General features: G+C 66.3%; 24 protein-coding genes. 12 read left to right on the top strand and 12 right to left on the bottom strand.

What is annotated here, in order from left to right; genetic code table 11:
- The first annotated feature begins 11 nt into the window (after positions 1–11).
- Complete coding sequence (locus ACJH7A_RS16915) at positions 12–863, top strand: inositol monophosphatase family protein (protein ID WP_406802381.1); 852 nt, start codon at positions 12–14, stop codon at positions 861–863.
- Here the strand turns inward: ACJH7A_RS16915 and cei are convergent, their stop codons facing one another.
- Positions 864–1,514, bottom strand: a complete 651-nt coding sequence (gene cei, locus ACJH7A_RS16910; RefSeq protein ID WP_318984402.1) for an envelope integrity protein Cei — start codon at positions 1,512–1,514, stop codon at positions 864–866.
- A 162-nt stretch (positions 1,515–1,676) separates the two neighbouring features.
- On the opposite strand from cei, the gene ACJH7A_RS16905 reads away from it, so the two are divergent.
- Positions 1,677–1,979, top strand: coding sequence for a DUF4193 domain-containing protein (locus ACJH7A_RS16905; RefSeq protein ID WP_029105318.1), 303 nt, complete (start codon positions 1,677–1,679; stop codon positions 1,977–1,979).
- A 76-nt stretch (positions 1,980–2,055) separates the two neighbouring features.
- Here the strand turns inward: ACJH7A_RS16905 and ACJH7A_RS16900 are convergent, their stop codons facing one another.
- Positions 2,056–2,547, bottom strand: coding sequence for a DUF3093 domain-containing protein (locus ACJH7A_RS16900; protein WP_029105317.1), 492 nt, complete (start codon positions 2,545–2,547; stop codon positions 2,056–2,058).
- 25 nt (positions 2,548–2,572) lie between these two features.
- On the opposite strand from ACJH7A_RS16900, the gene dut reads away from it, so the two are divergent.
- Both dut and ACJH7A_RS16890 read left to right on the top strand, forming a co-directional pair.
- The gene (gene dut, locus ACJH7A_RS16895; RefSeq protein ID WP_061006033.1) at positions 2,573–3,037 is read left to right on the top strand and encodes a dUTP diphosphatase; all 465 of its coding nucleotides are present in this window, start codon (positions 2,573–2,575) and stop codon (positions 3,035–3,037) included.
- Entirely contained in the window at positions 3,037–3,783 is a 747-nt protein-coding gene (locus tag ACJH7A_RS16890; RefSeq protein ID WP_406802380.1) for a DUF3710 domain-containing protein, read from the top strand. The genes dut and ACJH7A_RS16890 overlap by 1 nt, the downstream gene beginning before the upstream one ends.
- On the opposite strand, the gene ACJH7A_RS16885 is transcribed toward ACJH7A_RS16890, so the two are convergent.
- Positions 3,770–4,480, bottom strand: a complete 711-nt coding sequence (locus ACJH7A_RS16885) for an alpha/beta fold hydrolase (protein ID WP_174814020.1) — start codon at positions 4,478–4,480, stop codon at positions 3,770–3,772. The two genes, ACJH7A_RS16890 and ACJH7A_RS16885, sit on opposite strands and share 14 nt — an antisense overlap.
- Before the next feature lie 185 nt (positions 4,481–4,665).
- Between ACJH7A_RS16885 and ACJH7A_RS16880 the strand changes: the two genes are divergently transcribed.
- Both ACJH7A_RS16880 and ACJH7A_RS16875 read left to right on the top strand, forming a co-directional pair.
- Positions 4,666–5,037 (top strand): OB-fold nucleic acid binding domain-containing protein, encoded by a 372-nt coding sequence (locus ACJH7A_RS16880; RefSeq protein WP_020101829.1) that lies wholly within the window; start codon positions 4,666–4,668, stop codon positions 5,035–5,037.
- A gap of 107 nt (positions 5,038–5,144) precedes the next feature.
- Positions 5,145–5,738 (top strand): DUF3159 domain-containing protein, encoded by a 594-nt coding sequence (locus tag ACJH7A_RS16875; RefSeq protein ID WP_406802384.1) that lies wholly within the window; start codon positions 5,145–5,147, stop codon positions 5,736–5,738.
- Here the strand turns inward: ACJH7A_RS16875 and ACJH7A_RS16870 are convergent.
- Both ACJH7A_RS16870 and ACJH7A_RS16865 read right to left on the bottom strand, forming a co-directional pair.
- Complete coding sequence (locus ACJH7A_RS16870) at positions 5,735–6,394, bottom strand: TrkA family potassium uptake protein (RefSeq protein WP_020101827.1); 660 nt, start codon at positions 6,392–6,394, stop codon at positions 5,735–5,737. The two genes, ACJH7A_RS16875 and ACJH7A_RS16870, sit on opposite strands and share 4 nt — an antisense overlap.
- 8 nt (positions 6,395–6,402) lie before the next feature.
- Positions 6,403–7,077 (bottom strand): TrkA family potassium uptake protein, encoded by a 675-nt coding sequence (locus ACJH7A_RS16865; RefSeq protein WP_081633431.1) that lies wholly within the window; start codon positions 7,075–7,077, stop codon positions 6,403–6,405.
- A 104-nt stretch (positions 7,078–7,181) separates the two neighbouring features.
- Here ACJH7A_RS16865 and ACJH7A_RS16860 point away from each other — a divergent pair, with 104 nt between their 5' ends.
- The 4 genes from ACJH7A_RS16860 to dxs all read left to right on the top strand — a co-directional run bounded on the left by ACJH7A_RS16860 (position 7,182) and on the right by dxs (position 13,649).
- Positions 7,182–9,176 (top strand): APC family permease, encoded by a 1,995-nt coding sequence (locus ACJH7A_RS16860; protein WP_212811699.1) that lies wholly within the window; start codon positions 7,182–7,184, stop codon positions 9,174–9,176.
- Positions 9,173–10,372, top strand: a complete 1,200-nt coding sequence (locus ACJH7A_RS16855; RefSeq protein ID WP_406802379.1) for a class I SAM-dependent RNA methyltransferase — start codon at positions 9,173–9,175, stop codon at positions 10,370–10,372. Before ACJH7A_RS16860 ends, ACJH7A_RS16855 begins: the two co-directional genes overlap by 4 nt.
- A 64-nt stretch (positions 10,373–10,436) precedes the next feature.
- Positions 10,437–11,714, top strand: coding sequence for a Na+/H+ antiporter NhaA (gene nhaA, locus ACJH7A_RS16850; protein ID WP_406802378.1), 1,278 nt, complete (start codon positions 10,437–10,439; stop codon positions 11,712–11,714).
- Between the two features lie 36 nt (positions 11,715–11,750).
- Entirely contained in the window at positions 11,751–13,649 is a 1,899-nt protein-coding gene (gene dxs / locus ACJH7A_RS16845; RefSeq protein ID WP_406802377.1) for a 1-deoxy-D-xylulose-5-phosphate synthase, read from the top strand.
- A gap of 137 nt (positions 13,650–13,786) precedes the next feature.
- Here the strand turns inward: dxs and ACJH7A_RS16840 are convergent, their stop codons facing one another.
- From ACJH7A_RS16840 to ACJH7A_RS16810, 7 genes are all read right to left on the bottom strand, one after another.
- The gene (locus ACJH7A_RS16840) at positions 13,787–17,185 is read right to left on the bottom strand and encodes a DEAD/DEAH box helicase family protein (RefSeq protein WP_212811694.1); all 3,399 of its coding nucleotides are present in this window, start codon (positions 17,183–17,185) and stop codon (positions 13,787–13,789) included.
- Positions 17,186–17,401: 216 nt separating this feature from the next.
- A complete protein-coding gene (locus tag ACJH7A_RS16835) occupies positions 17,402–17,953 on the bottom strand; it encodes a hypothetical protein (RefSeq protein ID WP_244872573.1) in 552 nt (183 codons plus the stop codon).
- A complete protein-coding gene (locus ACJH7A_RS16830; protein ID WP_406802376.1) occupies positions 17,950–19,386 on the bottom strand; it encodes a hypothetical protein in 1,437 nt (478 codons plus the stop codon). The genes ACJH7A_RS16835 and ACJH7A_RS16830 overlap by 4 nt, the downstream gene beginning before the upstream one ends.
- Before the next feature lie 9 nt (positions 19,387–19,395).
- On the bottom strand, positions 19,396–19,686 hold the full coding sequence (locus ACJH7A_RS16825; RefSeq protein WP_064859600.1) for a WXG100 family type VII secretion target: 291 nt from the start codon (positions 19,684–19,686) through the stop codon (positions 19,396–19,398).
- A 6-nt stretch (positions 19,687–19,692) separates the two neighbouring features.
- Entirely contained in the window at positions 19,693–20,007 is a 315-nt protein-coding gene (locus tag ACJH7A_RS16820; protein WP_406802375.1) for a WXG100 family type VII secretion target, read from the bottom strand.
- 59 nt (positions 20,008–20,066) lie between these two features.
- Positions 20,067–20,921: a hypothetical protein gene (locus ACJH7A_RS16815; RefSeq protein ID WP_406802374.1), complete on the bottom strand. Its 855-nt coding sequence runs from the start codon at positions 20,919–20,921 to the stop codon at positions 20,067–20,069.
- Complete coding sequence (locus ACJH7A_RS16810) at positions 20,918–22,690, bottom strand: ATP-binding protein (protein ID WP_346415547.1); 1,773 nt, start codon at positions 22,688–22,690, stop codon at positions 20,918–20,920. The genes ACJH7A_RS16815 and ACJH7A_RS16810 overlap by 4 nt, the downstream gene beginning before the upstream one ends.
- Before the next feature lie 144 nt (positions 22,691–22,834).
- Here ACJH7A_RS16810 and ACJH7A_RS16805 point away from each other — a divergent pair, with 144 nt between their 5' ends.
- Positions 22,835–23,461: a hypothetical protein gene (locus ACJH7A_RS16805; protein ID WP_346415548.1), complete on the top strand. Its 627-nt coding sequence runs from the start codon at positions 22,835–22,837 to the stop codon at positions 23,459–23,461.
- A gap of 74 nt (positions 23,462–23,535) precedes the next feature.
- Positions 23,536–24,093 carry an XRE family transcriptional regulator gene (locus ACJH7A_RS16800; RefSeq protein WP_346415549.1) on the top strand — a complete coding sequence of 186 codons (558 nt, stop codon included), beginning with the start codon at positions 23,536–23,538 and terminating at the stop codon, positions 24,091–24,093.
- The last annotated feature ends 37 nt before the right edge of the window (positions 24,094–24,130 follow it).

Below are 24,130 nucleotides of genomic sequence, written 5' to 3'. Positions count from 1 at the left end.
CGATAGGTGTCATGACAGCACGCGAACCCGGAAGTGGCACCGCACCTGCTGCACTGCGCGCACTCGCCGAGCAGTTGGCGACCGAGGCCGCCGCCTTCGTCCGCCGGCGGCGCGCCGAGGTTTTCGCCGGTGCGCAGCAGGACGACGGCGCGGTGCGCACCAAGAGCAGCCCGACCGATCCGGTGACCGTCGTCGACACCGAGACCGAGCGGCTGCTGCGCGAGCGCCTGGCGGTGCTGCGACCGGACGACGCGATCCTGGGCGAGGAGGAGGGTGGCGCGGCGCGGGCGCCCGCCGGCGTGCCGGTGTGGGTGCTCGACCCCATCGACGGCACCGTGAACTTCATGTACGGGCTGGGCGCCTACGCGGTGTCGGTCGGGGTGCAGATCGACGGCGTGTCCGTCGCCGGTGCGGTGGCCAACGCCGCCACCGGAGAGGTGTTCTCGGCCGCGCGCGGCCACGGGGCCGAGGTGACGCGGGACGGGGTGCGGGAGACCTTGCGCTGCAACGTCATCGACGAGCTCCCGATGGCGCTGGTGGCGACCGGGTTCGCCTACGCGCGGGAGCGGCGGCGGCAGCAGGCCGGCGCGGTGGCCGAGCTGCTGGCCGAGGTGCGGGACATCCGCCGGGTCGGGTCGTGCGCCCTGGATCTGTGCATGGTGGCCGCCGGCCGGCTCGACGCGTATTTCGAATCCGGTGTGCACGTGTGGGATTGGGCGGCCGCGGCCCTGGTCGCCGAGGAGGCGGGTGCGGTCGTGCGGCTGCCCACGCCGGGTATGGACGACGACGATCTGGTCATCGCCGCGGCGCCCGGCGTGGCCGCAGCGCTGACCGGGCATCTGGAGCGGGTCGGCTACCGCTAGCTAGCAGGTCCCGCTGTGGATCTTCGGCAGCAGCGAGGTGTCGGCCGGCTGGGTGGCGTCCGGCTTCAGGCTGGCCAGCATGGCCTCGATGTCGTCACTGTGGGCGAGTTCGTTGAACTCGGTGCCGATCGCGAGGTCGACGGAGTCGTCGGGGCGCTGGTCCTGGAACAGCTGGGTGCACGGCGCCACCAGCCACAGCGCGGCGGCCGCGGACTTACCGGCCGGGCCGAACCGGATCTGGCCCTGGCATTCCATGCGGGTGCTGGCGTACACCGGGTCGTTGCTCGCGGCCGGCTGGCCGAATCCGAGGTCGCGCAGCTCACCGGCGACCTCGCTGGCCTGGCCGCCCTGGCCGCTGGCGTTGAGCACCTTGATCTTGGTGTCGGCGAGCTTGGCCGGCACCACATTGACCATCGAGGACTGCGACACCTCGTCGCCGAGCTTCGGCTGGTTCGGCTCGGTGGGCGCGGGTGGGGGATTGCAGGTGATCGCCTGGTGGATTTCGGCGGGCTGGTTCGCGACGACGAGCCACGCGATGAGCGTCGCCACGGCCAGCACCGCGAACAGCACGGCGGCGGGCACGTAGTTGCGGCGGCGGAACGGCCGACCGTGCTTGTCGAAGGCCGTGCCCTCGGTGATTTGTGCGACCACATGAGCACTCTAGATGCACCGCACCCTGCATGATTGCCGACCACCTCTTGCTTATGTGATGCAAATCACATATAGTCGGCGCGCTTTTCGGGCACGAATCGTTTGGCGGAAGCGTTCGACGCTGGTACAAAGCTCTGCTGCAAGGTAACGGAGGGGATGACCATGGCTACCGATTACGACGCCCCGCGGCGTTCTGAGACTGACGAGGTGTCCGAGGACTCTCTGGAGGAGCTGAAAGCACGGCGCAACGAAGCACAGTCCGCCGTCGTCGACGTCGATGAGACCGACTCGGCCGAGAACTTCGAGTTGCCCGGCGCTGACCTGTCGGGCGAGGAACTCTCGGTCCGCGTGGTGCCCAAGCAGGCCGATGAGTTCACCTGCTCGAGCTGTTTCCTGGTGCAACACCGCAGCCGTCTCGCCAGCGAGAAGAACGGCGTGATGATCTGCACCGACTGCGCCGCCTGAGGATTCACGTTCACGTCAGTGGCCGGTCTCGCACGAATGCGTGCGGGGACCGGCCATTGGGCGTCTTATGGGGCTGCTAGCGGCCCTGCAGTGCCGCCAGCACCCGGTCGGGATGACGGGTGCTCACCAGCCAGTACGGCGTGGGGTCATCCGGATCGTCGAGCACCACGAGGATCAGCGGCCCGACCCAGGCCCGGTGCACGACGTACGCCGCCGGATCCAGTTGGCGTCCCAGCGCCGCCGACTTCGCCGAGCGCGGCACCTCGGCCGACCGGGAGATGACGCTCGTCGGGATGTGCGCCGGTCCCACCCACAGCTCGGTCTCGGCATCCGGCCCGGTGCCGGTGCTCACCACCCGCAGCTCGATGCGCCCCATCCACACCAGCGTCGCCGCGGCGACCGGCAGCAGCACGGCGAACGGCGCCCAGGCCGGCACGCCCGACACGCCTTGCACCACTTCCAGCGCGATCAGGGCCGCCAGCCCGAAACCCGGTAACCACCACCACAAAGGCACCGTCAACCGCTCCCGATAGCGGACGGTTTGGGTGGCTGCTCGCGTGTCTGACACGCGGCCAAGGGTAGTCTGTGCGGTCGTGTCCACCTCTCTGGCGGTAGTTCGGTTGGACCGGGATCTGCCGATGCCGGCCCGTGCTCACGACGGCGATGCCGGCGTCGATCTGTTCAGCGCGATCGACCTCGAACTGGCCCCCGGTCAGCGCGAATTGGTGCCGACGGGGATCGCCGTCGCGATTCCGCACGGCATGGTCGGCCTGGTGCATCCGCGATCGGGATTGGCCATCCGCGTTGGCCTTTCGATCGTCAACGCGCCCGGGACCGTCGACGCCGGGTACCGCGGTGAGATCAAGGTGGCGCTCATCAACCTCGACCCCAGCGAGCCCATCATCGTGAAACGCGGTGACCGGATCGCGCAGCTGCTCGTGCAGCGGGTCGAGTTGCCCGAGCTGGTCGAGGTCACGTCGTTCGACGAGGCGGGGCTGGCTGACACCTCACGTGGCGCGGGCGGCCACGGTTCCTCCGGCGGACATGCGAGTTTGTGATGGCATTCGAGTTCAACCCCGAAGAAGACGGCCCCTTCGACATCGAGGACTTCGACGACCCGGCCGACGCCGAGGCGGCCCGCCTGGACCTGGGTGGCGTGCTCGTCCCGGTGCCCGACGGTTCGCAGCTCAACGTCGAGGTCAACGAGCAGGGCGTGCCGAACGCCGTCTGGATCATGACGCCCAACGGGCGGTTCTCCGTGGCCGCGTACGCCGCACCCAAGACCGGCGGGCTGTGGCGTGAGATCGCTGCGGAACTGGCCGAATCGCTGCGCAACGACAACGCGGAGGCGCGCATCGAAGACGGGCCGTGGGGCCGGGAGGTCGTGGGCCTGCCGGTGCCGCAGCCCGGCCAGCCGCAGGTCGTGATGCGTTTCATCGGGACCGACGGCTACCGGTGGATGGTGCGCTGTGTCGTCGTCGGCACCGAGGAGACCATCGACGCCATCGCCGACGAGGCGCGAACCTCGTTGGCGGACACCGTGGTTCGTCGTGGTGAAACCCCGCTGCCGGTCCGCAGCCCGCTGCCGGTGCAGCTGTCCGAGCCGCTGCTGGAGCAGCTGCGGGCCGCCGCCCAGCAGATGGCGCAGCAGCAGATGGAGCAGGCTCAGCAGGCGCTCGAGCAGCTGCAGCAGCACATGCAGGGACAGCAGCCCGAAGGGGAGCCTGATGCTCGCCGCAGTGAGCAGGGCTCGGCCATGCAGCAGCTGCGCACCCAGCAGATGGGCACCATCACAGGAGGCTGACGGCCTCCCGCAACGCCGCCACGCAGGCGTCGCCGAGCACCGTCGGCTCTTCGCCCATCGCATCGAGGGTGACGGTCCGCAGCGCGGCCCTGGGGGCCGCCACGGCCCATTCGGCGGCGACCGCGACGGGGTGCACGGCGTCGTCCACCGCCCCGGCGACACCCATCGGCACCTGCAGCTCGGCGAGCTGTTCGCGGGTCGGCCCGCCATAACCCGCCGCCTCTTCCATCGCGTCGGGCAGGCCGGGCCACTGTGCCGTCCACGACCGTGTCAATTCGTCCGCGAGCCAGGCCGGGCTGCCCGCCCGCATGCCGGCCACGGCCGCATCCAGCCCGATCTCGCGCAGCTGCTGTGCCGAGTAGCGGGCGGCCTGGGCGGCCGGTGCGCCGTCGGAATCACCCGTCCAGGCGGGCAGTGCGGCCAGCACGGCGATGCACTGTTCGGGATGCTTGAGCGCCCAGTTCGTGGCGACCGCGGCGCCCAGCGATACACCGCCGACGATGATGGGGCCGTGCTGCGCGGCGGCGTCGAGCGCTTCGACATAACCGCCGATCAGGTCGCCCGGGAGCGGCCGCGGGGCGATCACGACGGCACCCGCTTCGAGCAGGGCGCCGCCGAAGGCCCGGCGGATGTAGTCGTCGTCCGATCCCGTGCCGGGCAGCAGTACCGCGGTCATCCCTTGCAAGTTGGCCGTCATCCCTCGATGGTGCCCGGCGGCCGGAACGGCGCTCGCAAGGGGGTCGGGCGGGGTGTGCCGTCCAGTGAGCGGGATAACGAAGATATATCCCGTGCCGAAATGGCAAATCGGAACCAAGAGGTCTAGCGTGACGTTGGTTAGATAGCGGGTCCACGGTGGATTCGCAGCAAGTCTCAGGAGAGACCATGGCTACGGCGGAAGGCTATTTACGCCGACTCACCCGGCGGCTTACCGAGGACCTCGAACAGAGCGATGTCCAGGAGCTGAACGACGAGGCCCTGAACACCGGCGCCATGCGAGCGGTGGACTGCACGCGCGGACAGGAAGTGACGATGGTCGGCACGCTGCGGTGTGTCGAGACCAACGGCAAGGGCTGTTCGGGCGGCGTGCGAGCCGAGCTGTTCGACGGCACCGACACGGTCACGCTGGTCTGGTTGGGTCAGCGGCGCATCCCAGGCATCGAATCCGGGCGCACCCTGCGCGTGCACGGACGGCTGGGCAACTTGGACAGCGGGGCCAAAGCGATCTACAACCCGCATTACGAGATTCAGAAGTGACGTTCCCCGACAAGGGGACCGCGGACAGCGAGCAGGCCGAAGCCGACATCGAGGCCCAGCAGGACGACAGTGACGCCAAACTCACGGCGCATGTCCTGCTGGAGCAGATGGGCGGCCTCAGCGGCCTCATCTATTCGTCCCTGCCGGTCCTCGTTTTCGTTCCCATCTCCAGTTTCTTCGGGCTGACTGCCGCGATCTACGCAGCGCTCGGCGTCGCCGGCCTGGTCCTGATCTGGCGCCTGGTGCGCCGCGAATCCGTGCAGCCGGCGGTGTCCGGCTTCATCGGCGTCGGGATCAGCGCACTGATCGCCTACATGATCGGCGCCTCGAAAGGCTATTTCCTGCTTGGCATCTGGTCATCGCTGATCTATGCCGGGGTGTTCGCGATCTCGATCCTCATCCGGCGCCCCCTGGTCGGCTACGGCTGGAGCTGGGTCACGGGACACGACCGCAGCTGGCGCGGCATCCGGCGGGCGGTGCTGGCGTTCGACATCGCGACCGCGGTGTGGGCGCTGGTGTTCGCGGCGCGGTTCCTGGTCCAGAACCACCTGTACGGACTGGACCAGACGGGTCTGCTCGGCGTGGCCCGGATCGCCATGGGCTGGCCACTCACCGCGGTCGCCGCGCTGGCGTCCTACCTGGCCATCCGGACGGCCCAGAAGGCCATCCGGGACGCGGAGCATCACGTCACCGAGGCTTAGCCCGGATTCAGCACCTGGTTGCGCAGCTCCTGCTCGACCTCGGCCACCGCCACGAACAGCAGTTCGTCGCCGCCCTCGAGCGGCTCGTCCGATTCGGGGACGATGACGCGCGGGCCGCGCAGGATGGTCACCAACGTGGCATCCCGGGGCAGTTGGAGGCGCTTGACGGCCTTGCCGCCCCACGGCGTGTCGTCGGGCAGCGTGATCTCGACCAGGTTGGCCTGGCCCTTGCGGAAGCTCATCAGGCGGACCAGGTCGCCCACCGACACGGCTTCTTCGACCAGCGACGCCAGCATGCGCGGCGTCGACACGGCGACGTCGACGCCCCAGCTGTCGTCGAACAGCCACTCGTTGCGCGGATCGTTGACGCGGGCCACGACGCGGGGGACCGCGAACTCGGTCTTGGCGAGCAGGCTCACCACCACGTTGGCCTTGTCGTCGCCGGTGGCGGCGATGACGACGTCGAACTCATGCAGCTTGACGGACTCGAGCAGCGAGATCTCGCAGGCGTCGCCGAGGCGCCACTGCGCCGCGGGGACGGCGTCGACGTCGATGTGGTCCGGATTGCGTTCCAGCAGCGTCACCTCGTGGTGATCGACCAGTTCCCGCGCGATGGAGCGGCCGACGGCGCCGGCGCCCGCGATTGCGACCTTCATGTGCGCTCCTAGTGGCTTTCGACGTCGTCGCCGGGCGGCAGTGATGCGATGGCGATGGCTTCGGCGACACGGCCCGACACCGCGGCCATGTACACCTGATCGCCGGCCTGGATGACGGTCTTGGCGTCGGGCAGCACGCCGCTGCCGAACCGGATGAGGAACGCGACGCGGCCGCCGGTCGCGCCTTCCAGCGCGGTGACGCGGTAGCCGACCCAGTCCTCGTGCAGGGACAGTTCGGTGACGCCGACGTTGCCCGACGGATCGCGCCACTTGGTGGTCTCGGTCTCGCGGGTCAGCAGATTCAGCAACCGGTCGGTGGTCCACGGCACCGTCGCGATGGTCGGGATGCCCAGACGCTCGTACACCGCCGCGCGCTTGGCGTCATAGATACGCGCCACGACGCGCTGCACACCGAACGTCTCGCGCGCGACGCGCGCCGAGATGATGTTCGAGTTGTCACCGGAGGACACCGCGGCGAAGGCACCGGCCTCTTCGATACCGGCTCGCTCCAGCACATCCCGGTCAAAACCCATGCCCAGCACGCGTTCTCCGGGGAATTCCGGGGACAGCCGGTGGAACGCCGTCTTGTCCCGGTCGATCACGGCGACCTCATGGCCGATGCGGGCCAATCCGTCCGCCAGCGATGCGCCAACGCGGCCGCAGCCCATCACGACTACTCGCACCAGCCGATCCTTTCTGGGCCGGAAGCCGGCCCTGAAGCGAATTTCATGCCTCAGCTCAGTCCGAACGCTACAACCCGGGCCCTTGGGGCTTACCCTTGGCTCTCGTGTCCAAGCTTTCGACCGCGACGCGCCGGTTGGTCCTCGGCCGACCCTTCCGAAGCGACAAGCTCGCCCACACGTTGCTGCCCAAACGTATCGCTCTTCCGGTGTTCGCGTCGGATGCGCTGTCGTCGGTGGCCTACGCGCCGGAGGAAATCTTCCTGGTGCTGTCGGTCGCCGGTCTGTCCGCCTATTCGATGGCGCCTTGGGTCGGTCTCGCGGTGGCCGCAGTCATGCTCATCGTGATCGCCAGTTACCGGCAGAACGTGCATGCCTATCCGTCCGGTGGCGGCGACTATGAAGTGGTCACGACCAACCTCGGGCACACCGCGGGGTTGACGGTGGCGAGCGCGCTGCTGGTCGACTATGTCCTGACGGTCGCGGTGTCGACGGCGTCCGCGATGTCCAACATCGGGTCGGCCGTACCGTTCATCGCCCAGAACAAGGTGTTGCTGTCGGTCCTGGCGATCCTGATCCTGGCGTCGCTGAACCTGCGCGGCATCCGGGAATCGGGTACTGCCTTCGCGATTCCCACCTACGCCTTCATGATCGGCATGTACATCATGTTGGCCTGGGGCTTCATCCAGATCTTCGTGCTGGGCCACCCGCTGCGGGCCGAGTCCGCCGGTTTCACCATCAAGTCCGAGCACGGCGACGTGCTGGGCTTCGCGATGGTCTTCCTCGTGGCCCGGGCGTTCTCGTCGGGCTGTGCCGCCCTCACGGGTGTGGAAGCCATCAGCAACGGCGTCCCGGCGTTCCAGAAGCCCAAGTCGCGCAACGCCGCAACGACGCTGCTGCTGCTCGGCGCCATCGCGGTGTCGTTGTTCATGGGCATCATCGTGCTGGCGAAGCAGATCGGCCTGAAGATGGCCGACAGCGTCGATCAGCTGGAGGGCGCGCCCGCCGACTACCACCAGAAGACGGTCGTCACCCAGCTGGCCGAGGCGGTGTTCCAGGGCTTCCCGGTGGGGCTCTATCTGATCGCCGGTGTCACGGCGCTGATCCTGGTGCTGGCCGCCAACACCGCGTTCAACGGTTTCCCGGTGCTGGGCTCGATCCTGGCGCAGGACCGCTACCTGCCGCGGCAGCTGCACACCCGCGGTGACCGGCTCGCGTTCTCCAACGGCATCCTGTTCCTCGCGTTCGCCGCCATCGCCTTCGTGGTGGCGTTCAACGCCGAGGTCACGGCGCTGATCCAGCTGTACATCGTCGGCGTGTTCGTGTCGTTCACACTGAGCCAGATCGGCATGGTGCGGCACTGGAACCGGTTGCTGCGCACCGAGACCGAAGCGTCCGAGCGTCGCCGCATGCAGCGCGCGCGGGTCGTCAACACCATCGGATTCATCTGCACGGGCGCCGTGCTGCTGGTGGTCATCGTGACGAAGTTCCTGGCCGGCGCGTGGATCGCGATCCTGGCGATGAGCCTGCTGTTCGTCCTCATGAAGGCGATCCACAAGCACTACGACACCGTCGCCCAGGAGCTGCGCTCCCAATCGGGGCCGGACGAGGATGTCGTGCTGCCCAGCCGAAACCACGCCGTCGTGCTGGTGTCCAATCTGCACCTGCCGACGCTGCGGGCCCTGGCCTACGCGAAGGCGACCCGCCCGGATGTCCTGGAGGCCATCACCGTCAGCGTCGACGACGCCGAGACCCGCGAGCTGGTGCACAAGTGGGAAGACAGCGACGTGTCGGTACCGCTCAAGGTCATCGCCTCGCCGTACCGCGAGATCACCAGGCCCATCCTCGATTACGTCAAGCGCATCACGGCCGAGTCGAAGCGCACCGTCGTGACGGTGTTCATCCCGGAGTATGTGGTGGGCCACTGGTGGGAGCACATCCTGCACAACCAGAGCGCGCTGCGCCTCAAGGGCAGGCTGCTGTTCATCCCGAATGTGATGGTGACTTCCGTTCCGTGGCAGCTGAATTCGTCCGAGCGCGTGAAGGTGACCATGACGCCGGGCTCGGCGCCCGGTGACACCCGACGAGGCATCATCGAGTGAGTGAAGTAACACTGACCGTGGGCCCGCCGGCCAACGGTGGCAGCTGCGTCGCGCGCCACGACGGCCGCGTGATCTTCGTCCGCCATGCCCTGCCGGGCGAGGTGGTGCGCGCCGAGGTGACCTCCGAGCGCGGGTCGTACTGGCACGCCGACGCTGTCGAGGTGCTCGAGTCTTCGCCCGACCGGGTGGCATCACTGTGCGCGATCGCCGGTGCGCAGGGATCCGGTTGCTGCGACCTGGCTTTCGTCGATCCCGCCGCGGCGCGGCGGCTCAAGGGCGAGGTGGTGGCCAATCAGCTGGCGCGCCTGGGCGGCTATGAGGCGGGCGACCTCGTCGCCGAAGAGGTCGGCACCGTCGGCCCGACCGGGTGGCGTACCCGGGTGCGTCTGGAGGTCGGCGCGGACGGCCGCGCCGGGTTCCACCGGTATCACAGCGACGAACTGGTGACCGACCTGTCGTGTGCCCAGGTGCCGGCCGGGATGTTGGACGATCTGCCGTTGCAACCGCCCGGCGCGCACCTGCATGTCGTGCTCGACGACGCCGGACACCGGCACGTCGTGCGGTCCGTTCCGCACAGCAAGAAGGGCGCGGGCAAGAACGCCAAACGCGGCCTGACCGAGGTGGTCTCGGGTGAGTACGAGGCCGTGCAGCGCGTCGGCGATAGGGAATGGCGCGTGCCCGTGACGGCGTTCTGGCAGTCCCATCGTGACGCCGCCACCACCTACAGTGCCCTGGTCGCCGAGTGGGCGGAGCTGTCCGAGGGCCAGACGGCATGGGATTTGTACGGCGGCGCAGGCGTTTTCGCGGCGGCACTGGCCGGCGCGGTGGGGGAGTCGGGTCGCGTGCTGACGGTCGACACGTCGCGCGGATCGGCGCGCGCCGCCCGGGCCGCGCTGGGCGACCTGGGCAGCGTCGAGGTGCTGACCGATTCGGTGCGCCGGGCGCTGGGCACCCAGCGGGTGGCGGCCGACGTCGCGGTGCTGGACCCGCCCCGGACCGGCGCCGGACACGAGGTCATCGATCAGCTGGCCGCTGCAGGGGTGCCCCGCGTGATCCACATCGGTTGTGAGGCAGCCTCTTTCGCGCGCGACATCGGTCTCTACCGTGGACACGGTTACGAGGTGGCGAACCTGCGGGTTTTCGACTCGTTCCCGCTGACGCACCACGTCGAGTGTGTGGCGCTGCTGACCCGGTAGGTTAGCGGGCAGGTGTGCCGGGAAGCCTGGTCGGCGCCGTTCAACGCTGCCCAGGAGAGTCCCGATGACCAACCGCAACACGCGCCGGCGCCTGCTGACCCGGGGCAGCTGGCCCGAAGCCCAGCGGTTCACCGAAATCCTCCGCAAGGAGACCGTCGGCGGCATCCTGCTGTTGCTGGCGGCGGGCGTCGCCCTGGTGTGGGCCAATTCGCCTGCCGCGCACAGCTATCGCGCACTGTCCGAATTCGCGGTCGGCCCGGATTCGTGGCATCTGCACCTGAGCCTGTCGGCCTGGGCGGCCGACGGGCTCCTGGCGATCTTCTTCTTCGTCGTCGGCGTCGAACTCAAACGCGAGTTCGTCGCGGGCGACCTGCGGGACCCGGCGCGTGCGGCGCTGCCCATCGCCGCCGCCGTCGGCGGCATGCTGGCGCCCGCCGCCATCTTCGTGGGCCTCAACCTGGCGCTGGGGCACCCCGAGAATCTGGACGGCTGGGCGGTGCCGATCGCGACCGACATCGCCTTCGCCCTCGCCGTGCTGGCCGTCATCTCCACGCACCTGCCGACCGCGCTGCGCACCTTCCTGCTGACGCTCGCCGTGGTCGACGACCTGCTGGCCATCATCGTCATCGCGTGCTTCTACACCGATCACCTCAATCCCACGGCGCTGGCGCTGGCCGTCATCCCCGGTGGGTTGTTCGTCGCGGCCGTGCAGCGCGGCATCCGGCACTGGTGGCTGCTGTTGCCGCTGGCGGTGGCGACCTGGGCGCTGGTGCACGCGAGCGGCATCCATGCCACGGTGGCCGGCGTGCTCCTCGGGTTCGGGGTACCCGTTCTGGGCAGGCACGCCTCGGCCGAGACGTTCGAGCACGCGCTGCGGCCGCTGTCCGCCGGGGTGGCGGTGCCGGTCTTCGCGTTCTTCGCGGCGGGCGTCAGCGTCGGCGGCTGGCCCGGCCTGGTGGACGCGATCACCCATCCGGTGACGGGCGGCGTCCTGCTGGGGTTGGTGTTCGGCAAAGCCATCGGTGTGTTCAGCACCACATTCCTGCTGGCGCGATTCACCGGCGCCGAACTCGACGAGGGCCTGGGCTGGCTGGACGTCGCCGGGGTGGCGATGCTGGCCGGGATCGGCTTCACGGTCTCGCTGCTGATCGGTGAGCTGGCGTTCGGCACCGGCACGGCCACCGGCGCCGATGCCAAGATCGGCGTGCTTGCCGGGTCGGTGATCGCCGGGATGCTGGCCGCGGTCGTGCTGCTGTCGCGCAACGCCGCCTACCGCCGCATCCACGAACGTGAGACCGCCGACGACGACGGTGACGGTGTGCCGGACATCTATCAGCCTTGACCGGCTCTACCCGGGGTGCGTGCGTAGACTGTCGGAATGCTTGAACAGGTCCGCGGCCCAGCTGATCTGGCGCACCTGTCGCAGCCTCAGCTGACGGAACTTGCCGCCGAGATCAGGGAATTCCTGGTGCACAAGGTGGCCGCCACCGGCGGGCATCTGGGCCCCAACCTGGGCGTCGTGGAGCTGACGCTCGCCCTGCACCGCGTCTTCGATTCGCCGCACGACCCGATCATCTTCGACACCGGTCACCAGGCCTATGTCCACAAGATGCTGACCGGACGGTGCCCGGACTTCGAGACCCTGCGCATGAAGGGCGGCCTGTCCGGCTACCCGTGCCGCGCCGAGAGCGAACACGACTGGGTCGAGTCGAGCCATGCCAGCACCGCGCTGTCCTACGCTGACGGCCTGGCCAAGGCCTTCGAACTCTCCGGCTACCGGAACCGGCACGTCGTCGCCGTCGTCGGTGACGGCGCGCTCACCGGCGGTATGTGCTGGGAGGCGCTCAACAACATCGCGGCCGCGAACCGGCCCATCGTCATCGTCGTCAACGACAACGGCCGCAGCTACGCGCCGACCATCGGCGGCCTGGCCGACCACTTCGCGGCACTGCGCCTGCAGCCCGGCTACGAGAAGGCGCTGGAGCGGGGCAAGCACGCGCTGCGCGGCGTGCCCGTCGTCGGCGAGTTCTGCTACCAGTGCGTGCACAGCATCAAGGCCGGCATCAAGGACGCGCTGGCACCGCAGGCGCTGTTCACCGATCTGGGGCTCAAGTACGTCGGGCCCATCGACGGGCACGACGAGCACGCCGTCGAGGCGGCGCTGCGGCATGCCCGCGGGTTCAACGCGCCGGTGATCGTGCACGTCGTCACCCGCAAGGGCATGGGTTACTCGCACGCGGAGAACGACGAAGCCGAGCAGATGCACTCGACCGGCATCATCGACCCGCACACCGGGCGGTCCACGGCCGAGTCGGTGCTGGGCTGGACGTCGGTGTTCTCCGAGGAGCTGATCAAGCAGGCCACCAAGCGGCGCGACATCGTCGCGATCACCGCGGCCATGCCGGGGCCGACGGGCCTGTCGGCGTTCCGGCAGCGTTTCCCGGACCGGTTCTTCGACGTCGGTATCGCCGAGCAGCACGCGATGACGTCGGCCGCGGGTCTGGCGATGGGCGGCATGCACCCCGTCGTCGCCATCTACTCGACATTCCTGAACCGGGCGTTCGACCAGATCATGATGGACGTGGCGCTGCACGAGCTGCCCGTCACCATGGTTCTCGACCGGGCCGGCATCACCGGCAACGACGGTGCCAGCCACAACGGCATGTGGGACATGTCGATGCTCGGCATCGTGCCCGGCATGCAGGTCGCCGCACCGCGCGATGCCGCCCGGCTGCGTGAGGAACTCGGCGAGGCGCTTGCGGTCTCTGACGGACCCACCGCGGTGCGGTTCCCGAAAGGCGCTGTCGGCGAAGATATTCCGGCCGTCCGCCGCCAGCACGGCGTCGACATCCTGACCGAGCCCGCCGACGGCCTGTCCGACGATGTGCTGCTGGTCGCCGTCGGCGCGTTCGCCCGCATGGCGCTCGTCGTCGCCGACCGGTTGCGCAAGCAGGGCATCGGTGTGACGGTCGTCGACCCCCGCTGGGTGCTGCCGGTCCCGGCGGCCATCGCCGACCTGGCCCGGGCCCACAAACTCGTTGTGACGCTTGAGGACAACGGTGTCGCCGGCGGCATCGGCTCTGCGGTGTCGGCGTCGCTGCGTCGCGCCGAGATCGACGTGCCATGCCGCGACGTCGGCGTGCCCCAGGAGTTCCAGGACCACGCCAGCCGCAGCGAGGTGCTGATGTCCATCGGCCTGACCGACCAGGACATCGCCCGCCAGGTCACCGGCTGGGTCGCCGCCCTCGGCAGCTCGGTCGACATCGCCTCCCAGTAGTAGCTCACTTCCCGCGAGCGGCCGTGTTTGTACACGGATTCGCGGTGTGTCGCGTGCATTTTGGGGCCGCTCGGCGGCGGTGAGGTAACGCATCTCACCGCCTCTGACGCAGCTGTTCTGGACTGGTCTTCTGCGACCTAGGCGACGCCACCCTCGGGCGCTGCGTTGGCTCGCACGGTGTTCAGTATCGACACGATGTTGTCGACATCAGCTTCCGTAAACACCTCTTCAGGGCCGGTCGGCGCTTTGTCGGTGTAGGGGGAATCGTAGAGTCGCGCGACGGCGACGACGCCCGTTGCCGTCAGCTCGCTGACGATGAGATTGATGAACCGAATCTGGTCCGCAGTGAAGCGCGATCCGTCGAGGTACGCCCCGAACGCTTCTATCGCTGCGGCACGATCCAGACCGACGAGCGACCTCACGAACAGTCCGAGGCCCTCTACTTTCGCCAAGTCGATGTCGGCCGGATCGCCCACGCCGCTGTCGAGCAGCATGCGCTCCAGAGCGATCAGGTCGTCGGGCGTCAGCGGCTTGTTGCGGTACAGGCGTTGCAGCGTGATGTGGTCGAGATGGGACCTGAGGTACGCCCGTGCTTTCGCTTTGAACCGGTCCCAGTTGGTCCCTGGCGTGACGTTGGGCAGATCGATCAATGTCGTCTCACCGAGTTCGTCCTGAAAGTCGGTGTATACAACAGTCTTTTGAGCGGGGTCCAGGAAGCGGACCAGCGCCCGCACCCGCAGTCGGACGAGTTCGAGCATGGGCAAGGTGACGTCGACCCACCACTCGTCGGCGCAGATGTCGGCAAGGAGAGCCTGTTGCGCGGCCACCGACGGGATCGAGGTCTTGGTGAGCAGTTCCTCGGCGATGTCCTGAACTTTTGTCCGGATCCGTTCAGCGGCAACAGCATCACCGTCGAGTTGCGCCAGTTGGCGGCGCAGGATCAGCAGGTCGAACCGCTTGGCCTGCTCGTCGTTGTCCAGTTCCGAGGAAGGCAGGCCGGCGAGTTGGGTGGCGACGTCGCTCGCAGCCTCTTGCGTCAACGACGACCACGCCGGCCATTGCGCGTACTGTTCGACGAGTCGGCGGTGGGGCCGGACCAACACGTTGTCAAGGCTCATGCCGACGACGATCTTGTGCAGGCTCCATGCGGTATCGACGCGAAGGCCGCGTTCAGATTCCGTGCCATGACCCTCAGGCGGATTCGTCCCGGGAACAGCGGAATCCAGCGCAGTCACCAGCCCGAGGCGGGTTTCGAAGAGTCGCTGGTTCAGCGATTTCTGTAGCGAGCCCTGCGTACCGGGCAGGTCTTGATTGAAGAACTCCAGGTTTCTGCAGCAGTCGAAGACGTAGAAGTTCTCCTTGTCCTGTCCGGGCCCGAACAGGTTGGGACGCAAGCGAGTTCCGCGGCCGATCATCTGCCAGAACTTGCTCTTGGATCGGACGTCTTTGAAGAACACCAGATTCACCACGTCCGGTACATCGATGCCGGTGTCCAGCATGTCCACGGAGATGGCGATGTGGGGCGCCTTGTCGGTGATCGAGAAGTCGTCGATGAGGCTCTGCGCACGTTCGGTGCTGTGGGTGATGACGCGTGCGAATGTGCCCGCGTACTCGGGATATTGGATGTCGAACCGTTGGGCGATGAACTGTGCGTGGGCCTGGTTTTTGGCGAAGATGATCGTTTTGCCGAGTCGGTCGCCGCCGGCGACTTTGTGCCCCTGTGACATCAGCTGCGCCAGGATCTTGTCCACGGTGTCGGCGTTGAACCAGAAGCGCCCCAACTCTTCTGCGGACATCGCGTCCGGGGTGTCGTTGTCACCCCAATCCAATGAATCCCATTCGTCCTTCTGCGCTTCGGTCAGCTCGTCGTAGCGAAGGCCTTGGCGCAGGAATTTGGTGCCCACCGAAATTCCCACGGCGGGAACGAGAAAGCCCTCTTTGACGGCATCGTCGAGGCTGTAGGCGTCTGTCGGTATGCCGTCTTCGAGGTTGAAGAGCCGGTAGGTGTTGTGGTCCACCTCGTCTTTGGGCGTGGCGGTGAGGCCGACGAGCAGGGAATCAAACCACTCGAAGATGGCGCGGTATTTCTGATAGACCGATCGGTGTGCCTCGTCGATGACGATCAGGTCGAAATAGCCGGGGCCGAAGGGGCGCAGACCGTCGTCGACGGAATTGATCAGGTTCAGCATCGTGGGGTAGGTGCTGACGTACACCCGGCCGTCGGTGATCTTCTCGGTCACCAGGTTCACGGTGGTGGCGTTCGGCAGGTGTTCCTTGAATGCGCCGACGGCCTGGTTGACCAGCGCCGTCCGGTCGGCCAGAAACAGCACCCGCTTGACCCAGCCGGCCTCCATCAGCTGCTTGACCAGTGCGATGACGGTGCGGGTCTTGCCCGACCCGGTCGCCATCACCAGCAGCGCCTCGCGCTTGTGCGCGGTGAACTCCTCACCGACGCGGCGGATCGCGTGAATCTGATAATGGCGCCCGACTATCGCGGAGTCGATCTCGGCGCCAAGCAGCGGCTTACGGGACGTGCGTCGCGAAATCATCAGGGCCAGTTCGTCGGCCGTGAAGAAGCCCTGGACCTGACGGGGCGGGTAGCCGCCGGCGTCATCCCACATCCAGTGCTCATAGCCGTTCGTGTAGAAGATGATCGGACGCCGGCCGGTCATCTGCTCTAGGCAGTCGGCGTACTGCTTGGCCTGTTCCTGGCCGACGTGCGGGCTCTTGCTGGTTCGCTTCGCTTCGACGACGGCGAGCGGCAGGCCGTCAGCACCCCACAGCACATAGTCGACGTAACCCATCCCGCCGCTGGGCATTCCCGTGACTTCGAACTCGCGGTCCCGTGGTTGGTCGAGCGTCCAACCTGCCTCGGCGAGATCGAGGTCGATGTACTCGGTGCGAGTCTGCGCTTCGTTGTAGTCGCGATCGTCGGGCTGCTGCTTCGCGGCCTGGGCGGCCTTGATCTGCTCACGCAGCGCAGCGATCTCGGCGTCTTTGGCCGCGGCAAGCTCGTCTTTTTCCGCCAGGGCTTTGGCGTGAGCTTCGTCCTGGGCCTTGAACTTCGTGGCCAGCTGGGCGACCTCGTCACGGCTGAGGGGAGCAGCCTTGGCCGCGAGCTTCGGATCGAACGGCAACTTCAGCGGTGCGGCCTTCGGGTAGGCCGAGTGGTGGTAGACGGCCCACACCGTGACGTGGTGGAGCTCCCGCAGGACCGCGAGCGCGATGTTCGGTGCGATGGCGCGCCGTTCGTGCACCGCCGCATTGCCGGCTTTGCGAATCAGATTGAGTTTGTGAACGATTGCCGGCGGCACCTGGGTACTGAACGGACGTTCGTTGATCCGGGCGGCGAGGTCGTCCTTGTAGGGCAGCGGCAGATCCATCACGTCGTAGAGCAGGCCGACGAGTTGTTCGATGGCGCGCCGGCCGTAGATGCAGGCCGAGCGCGGATCGGAGGCCAGGTAGCTCTCGGCGCGGGCGCAGTCGGATTGGATGTCGGGCCATTCAGCGGCACCGATGAATGCGAAATTGCTCATGCGCGCTCAGCCGGAATGTTCATTCACGAACATAGTCGGACTCACAGGGTCACTGTACTGGTAGTGAGCAACATGATCGTCAATTTCTGCCGGTCAATGGTCGAGGTGTTGTCACGATGCGAATTCCTTTGCTGGCGGGCGAACCGAGCAGTGTTGCATGTCGAGCCGACAAGTTGTGACTGATTGATAGCTCGGTTCAAAACTAGGACGGCCCGCCTATTCGTCGGCTTCGCGCAGGGTGCCGCGGAAGGTCCGTTCGGGCTTGCCTGCTTCAGTCCACTCGCGATAGCTGCGCACGGCGTGTCCGAAGACCTTCGTCAGGTGTTTCCCGTCGCGTCGGTTGACTGCCCCCTCTACGAGGTCTGTTGGCTTAGTCATGGTTTCGCGCATCGGAAAGTCAATCGCAGGTAGGTATGCGTCGGCGACGGGGAGGGCCACCCATGTCCCTTCACAAGCACGGCGAAACGTTTCGCCAACGTAGTAGACGTACCTCATGGTCGTGTGGACGTTGTCGAGCGAGAAGGCGCTTCGATGGTTGTCGTACAGGTCGAGGAGCTTCTGTTCGACTATCGCCAAGCTCGCTTCGGTGTACATCTGCTCGCGTATCTCGGGGAGGTCGTAGTACGGGAATTCGATCTCCATGACGGCTTCCTGCATCTTCAGCCAGCCCAGGAACTGCTCGTTGGACTGTGCATCGCGGAAGGCCTTAGTGAGTTGTGTGGGGACATAGTCGAAGGTAGAGCCCATGGTGGTCTTCCTGTCGGTCACAGTCGGTTCACTGTGAACTGGTCTGGGTACTTGTCTTGTAGCCGCTGTAACGCTGCGAGTTCTCCCGCGGTGTACGGGTGTTTAGCGTTGATGTTGTAGGTGACATCCCAGCCGGCTTCAAGTGCGTCCTCGTCTATAGCCAGTTGGTCCATGTCGAGCCGTCCGCTCTTGTTCTCCACAACCTGCTTCAATTCGGGATTGGCCCAGTCCCAGACCCGACCTGTTACAGGCACTTTCTCCAGATCCGACTTGCGGCTGCCGAACTGGTCGGTCCACCCGTCATTTTTGCTGTAGCCCATCACTTCGGCCGCGTATTTGTCGAACCACCAGCCGTTTGCAGAGTTCTCTTGAAGCTGGTCGTAGTTGGAGCTCCAACGATTCCAGTCCCACTCTTGGCCGCCGCGGTGCAGGTAGTTCTGCCAGGCCAGCCACTTGGACAGGGGAATACGGTAGTGATGGGTCTTGGTGCCGTCGGGATCGTAGATCTCGATGTCGACGAACTTTTGGTTGTCAAGCAGACCTTTTTTGGCCGGGTCGAGTGCAACTGTGAGTGAGTCAATGGCTGTCGCAGCGGCTTCTACCGCGGCGATGTAGCTCCGGATGTTGGTGCCGGCCTGGTTGAGCCTCCAGCGCATGGCCGCGGGCACGGCCCGGAATGACGCGCCGCCAGTGACTTCCGACGACAGCACCACGACTGACGCGGCCCCGCCCATCCACATGGCGGTGCTGTTGACCTCACTGGCGATGTTCGCGCGCATCGCGCTGGTGGCTGCAGAGAAGCTGTGCGTTAGGGCACTCAGTGTGCGGCCGTCGGCGGCGACGGCATCCGCGGGAGCGCTCAGATTGGCGATTGTCTCGTAGAACGCGGTGGCGTCGGGCATGTCGTGGTCCGGTCGTCTGACCTGATTCACCACGTCGCTGACAGCTTCAGCGACCGTCGTTGCGAACCGTTGCCACATGTCCGAAGCGGCGTCGAGGCCCTTCGTGTCTGCGTTCGGAGTCTCCTTGCCGACCGCCTCGACCAAGCCGGGGATGATGTCGGTCAGGCCGACGCCATTGGCGCCCACGGAACTGGAGATCGTCGACGACGGTTCAGAGATCGCCGGTCGGGGTGGCAGATTCGCCGGGACGGGAATCTTGCGACGGCCGGCGTGGAACTCAGCCCACGCATGGTTGACTCCGGCTTGGTAGACGCGTCCAGCCAGCGAGGACCAGGCTTGTGCCAGCGAATCGGCGCCACCGAGAGCGTCGCGCGCGGCGCTGTCATACCGCGATCCCCATTTCGTCCCGACCGGGTCGTTGCCGGCCATGTGGCCGGAGCCGTGCGACGCGCCTGAGACCAGGCCGGCAGCACCAGCCACCTTCGATCCCGCACGGCCGAGTATCGCCGCGGTCAGGAAATACCAGTCTGAATCGACAACCCAAGTACCCATGGATGTTCGCTACTGGCCGGCCATGCGCAGATTCATCGCCATGACGGTCCGGTAGGCGTCTTCGGCCTGGGTGGACCACGCGGTGAAGTCCGCGAGCGCAGTGCGCATGTCGTGCGCTGACCGCACCCAGTCGCGGTGGCGAGCCTCGTATGCTTCGGCGGCTGCACCGTCCCACGACTGTGACACCTGACCGATAAGCGATTCCACCCGGCTCAACGATGTCTCGCAGTGCGCCAGGTAGGCCTGCATTTTCGACCGCAGTTCATTGAGCGCGTCGACGTCGACGGTGTACCCAGTCATTGCCACCTACCGCTCATCCCACGCGCTGCGAACGATCGATCCGCCGCGCTCATCCTGTGCTGCGTAGGCCTCCACGCTTTGGACGACCCGGATGGCGATCTCGTCGGCGTCGTCGACGATCTTCGTTGCGGCGGCGCGAAACTCATCCCAATCGCGGCCGAACATCCGAGCGGCCTCGCCGCGCCACGAACCTTCGACTACGTCATCGACCGACGCGACAAGCTGGCGCAGTTCTTCACGCAACTCATCGGCGATGGTTCGAAACTCGTCTGCAGCTGCTTTGACCGGCTCGGTCTCGATGCGCAGCCGTGCGCCCCCCAAGTCCGCCATGCGACCCCCTTCGCTGACTTCAGGGCCAGTCTAGCGAGGTCGTGGGATCACTACCGAATGTCCCATAGGTGCACGTGCCCGGGAATCTGCTGGTCCGTGAACCATTCCCAGTCTTCGTAGCGGTCGGCCGTGGCCCGCCAACGGTCGGCGTCGGTGTCGCGGCCGACGGCCCGCAGCACTGCGGCGGCCCATCGCTGGAGCTCCTGGCTTTTGTCGTGGAAGCAGACACCGTCGAGCATCTCGATTGCCTCCCGCGTGCTGCCGTCGATCGCGGAATCCACATGCTGCGGCGCGATTTCGGCGAAATCCAGCTCTGCCAGCGCGAGCCGGTACGCCGCATCAGCTGCTCGCATCGGGTGGTACATTTCGCGGCGGTCGATCAGATTCGAAGCCATTTCCGTGGCCAGCGCCACCGATTCCTCGGAAGGCGGCAGGAAGTCGATCAACGCCCAAAAAGTGTGCAGCAACAACTCGGGATCACGAGCGTTGACCTGCCGGGCGAGCACCACGGCGGATCGATATGCTGACTCGGCCTCGTCCAGGTCGCCAAATTCCTCCTGCGCAGCGCCGAGTTGGGTGCTGAGGTGAGCGGCGAGATCGAGCCGACCCGAAGTCAGATGCTCGTTCATCTCGGCCTGCAGGTCCGCGATCCGCTCACTCAGCGTCTTTGGTGGATTCAACTCGTCCACGATCGTGCGGATCTTCTGATTCAACCGGGCGCTATCGGTGCCATAAGTAGACATCGACTGCGAGTCGAGATCGTCGCCCGCCAACGCCATCGTCAGGGCATCGCAACGCAATCGTCGCGCCTTGCTGTAGTGATCCAGCGCCTTCTCCAACCGTCCTGCCCCGGCTGCCTCATCGCCGAGAAACTCGTATTCGTCGGCTGTTGCCTGCCCGCTCATCTCCCGACCTCCGTTCCGTCCACGCCCGCGGCGAGCAGAATGACGTCGTCGAGGGCCTCCGATAGCAGCGCTCGGTCCTCCGTGCCGTCGCATTGGGCGGCCATGCGAGCCTGGACGTACAGCAGTTGCATGAGCCGGTCGAACACCAGGTCATCGGTGGTGCGTGTGAGGGCTTGCACGGCGCGGTTACTCCAATTCAGCACAAGGTGCGTGATGTTGCCGTACCCGGGCGAGGCTACGTCGATCTGACCGTGGCCGACGAACACCGCGGGCAACGCAGTCGACGGGAACCGCCGCACCGCCACTCGGCAGCCAGATGCGGCCAGCGCCGCGGCACCCCGCAATTCCAGCGCCGGCACCGCCTCAGTGTCGGCCGGGGCATCGGCCAGCGCCGCGACCTCGGACGCTGGGTATGCGCGGGTGACGGTCACGCCAGGCATCACCTGCGGCAGCAGGAGCAGCACCTCCTGGTCCAGGGTGTGGCCGGCGTTGACGACGATCCTGCCGCCGGAATTGAAACTGGCGATGGTACGGAACTCGTTGTCAGACAGCGCGTACAGAACATTCGGGTTTCGTTGGACCACGTCGATCAATCGCAGTGCGCCCTCGGTCGTCTGCATGGTCAGTTGTGGCAGCACGACCTCGGCGAGTTCCAGATTGTCGGAATCGGTACCTTGCGTTGCCGCGGAACGCAGTTCGAGGTTGTTCTCGACGACGAACTCGGCAAATCGTTGCGGGTCGGTGTCGGCCAGCGTTCGCAGCCAGCCCAACGCTGCCCGGCCGAGTTTGCTTCGGGTCAAGGCCAACGCCTGGTTGTTCATGACCGATTCGCGGCTGGCGGTCGGCTCCAACGTGGTGGAATTGATTGCCGCCCAGGCGAAGAACGCCCATGGGGGCAGCAGCGAGCTGTCGGCGTCGTCGACGAGCATGTTGTTGATGTAGATGCGGTTCCGCCCGGCGGCTTTCGAGCGACCGTATGTCGCGCCGATGTAGACGGCGCCGTCGAGCCCGAGAGCGGTGTCGTGGACCTCGATGGCGTCGAACTGCTTGCCGACACCGAGACCGCCGAAGATCGGTGGAACCCCTCGCACGATCTCTGCACGATGGGTGCCGAAGTCGATTCGCCAGGGTCGCGAAACATCTTGTGCACCGGTGTTTGTCAGCACACTTAGCTGTGCCGGCAGAAACTCGGCGTACTTGCGCGCCAGTGGGATGACCTGCTCGGCACGGGTCCAGCCGATCATGTCCGGTCGTGGACGGAGTCGCACAGTGGTCCCGACGGCAATCTCATCGGCGAGGGTCTGCACCGTGTAGGTGCCGTCGCTTTTGCCTATCCACTGAATCGGGTCGGCGCCGGTGGCGCTGCGGGACACGACCGTGATCTCGTCGGCGGCCAGAAAGCAGCTCAGAAGACCGATACCGAACTGCCCGATGTAGGTCCGCCTGCTACGGGCCAACTCGTCACGCTTGGAACTCGCGCCGACGGTGGCCAGGAACTGCTCGACTTGATCGGCGGTGACGCCGATGCCGGCATCGGTGATCGCGAACTCGTTGGCCGGGGAGTCCGGAGAGGTGACGCCGAATGGCGAGATGGTGATAGTCCGCGGGGTCGGTGTGTCGCTGAGCGCGTCGCGGGCGAGGGTGGCGTCGAAGGCGTTCTGAATCAATTCGCGGACGTACACGCCCGGGCTGGAATAGAGGTTCTTGCTGAGCAGTGAGATGACTCCGCCGAGATCTACTCGGAAGTTCTGCTGCTGAGGTGCGGGCATGTGCGGTATCTCCTGCATCGGTTCGGTCGAAAGCCGCATAGCGTCGCACGAGCCACCGACAAGTCGGGCTCGAAGAGATGTCACCTGTCTGAATGTCGGAGTCGGCGTGTATGACTTGAGCGACAAATTCAGAAGGAGTAGATGATGCGCGTCAACCTGTGGGGTGGCGGACCGACGCTGGCACTTGCTGATTACTGGCAACAGAGCGGGCTGCTGCCCGACGACCCGCCCGAAACTCAGGCGTTCGGCTACCTGTTCAGTGACGACGCAACGGGGACCGTGACGACGCGGCCCTACCCGACCAGGTATGCGATGCCGCTGGACAAGGACCAGATGATCGACGGCCTCCTCGAAGCCGCCGCCGTTGTTGCCGGACAGGCCGGGCTGATCGAGGTCGACGTCGAGCGGACGGCGAGCGGGGTGCCGTACGTGTACAGCCTCATGAAGATCAAGCAGGAGTCTGGCGGTGTGCAGTACAACCTGACGTTGCACCTACACGCCGAGCATGTGCAACAGGTTCAGGGTTTCTTCATCGAAGGTCACACCACCGGCATGCGCGACGCTGCGGTGTATGAGATTGCGCGGCAGAATGATTGGCTCCAGCAGCCCACTGCCGACGACCCGATGGGCGGCTGGGCCCGCGACCCCTACACCGGACTGAAGACGGGCTTCGTGATGAACATGAGCGAGCTGCCCGATTTCGACGACCAGTTTCCGGCCCATCCGTTGTCGATGGCGCGCGAGGTTGTCACCGCTGTCCGAGAGAGTTGAGGGTCGATCGTGACACCAGCGGACGCCTAACGCGATTGGCCCGTGCAGGAACCGAACCATGTAGTGGAGTACGTATGAGCGGCAAGAAATACAAGACGGCAACCCACCGTCAACCGCTGGTCTTCGGGGAAATCGAAGAGCTGAGGCGAAAGGGTTTCAACCAGACCGAGATTGCGGATTTTCACGGTGTGTCACGACAGGCTGTCTCGTGGCACAAAACGACATACGGGGGACAGAAATCGACCCGTCAGATCGTCAACCAGGCGTGGCCGTGGGAGACCAAAGGCCCACACGGCAAGTCTGCGGCGTATCAACGCCTGCGTGACCACGGCGAGTTTATCGCCACGGGCGGTCGAGACATGTCCGACTTCAAGCGGGGACGCCATGCGGCTTGGCTAAAGATGATGCGCCGGAACGACTATGTACTCGAGTTCGACCCGAACATCCCGCCTACACCTGGTGTGGCACCAACAGGAGGATTCGCCTACCGCAAGCGCGATCCAAGGATCGACGGGTTTGAACTGCTGATCCGGGTGAACGAGTTCACCAATCTGACTCCTGAGGGGCGCCGCCTCTGGAGCTACGCGCCGGGTACGTCTCCACACGCAATTGGGCCCTACGCTGCCCCGTAGTTGTTCCCTAGACGACACATACCGATCGCCCCCGGAT

Origin of the sequence: Mycobacterium sp. SMC-17, assembly GCF_045310915.1 — a bacterium.
Taxonomy (GTDB): domain Bacteria; phylum Actinomycetota; class Actinomycetes; order Mycobacteriales; family Mycobacteriaceae; genus Mycobacterium.
The sequence above is the reverse complement of the archived record's forward strand: the minus strand, read 5'-3'. Positions and strand labels throughout refer to the sequence as shown.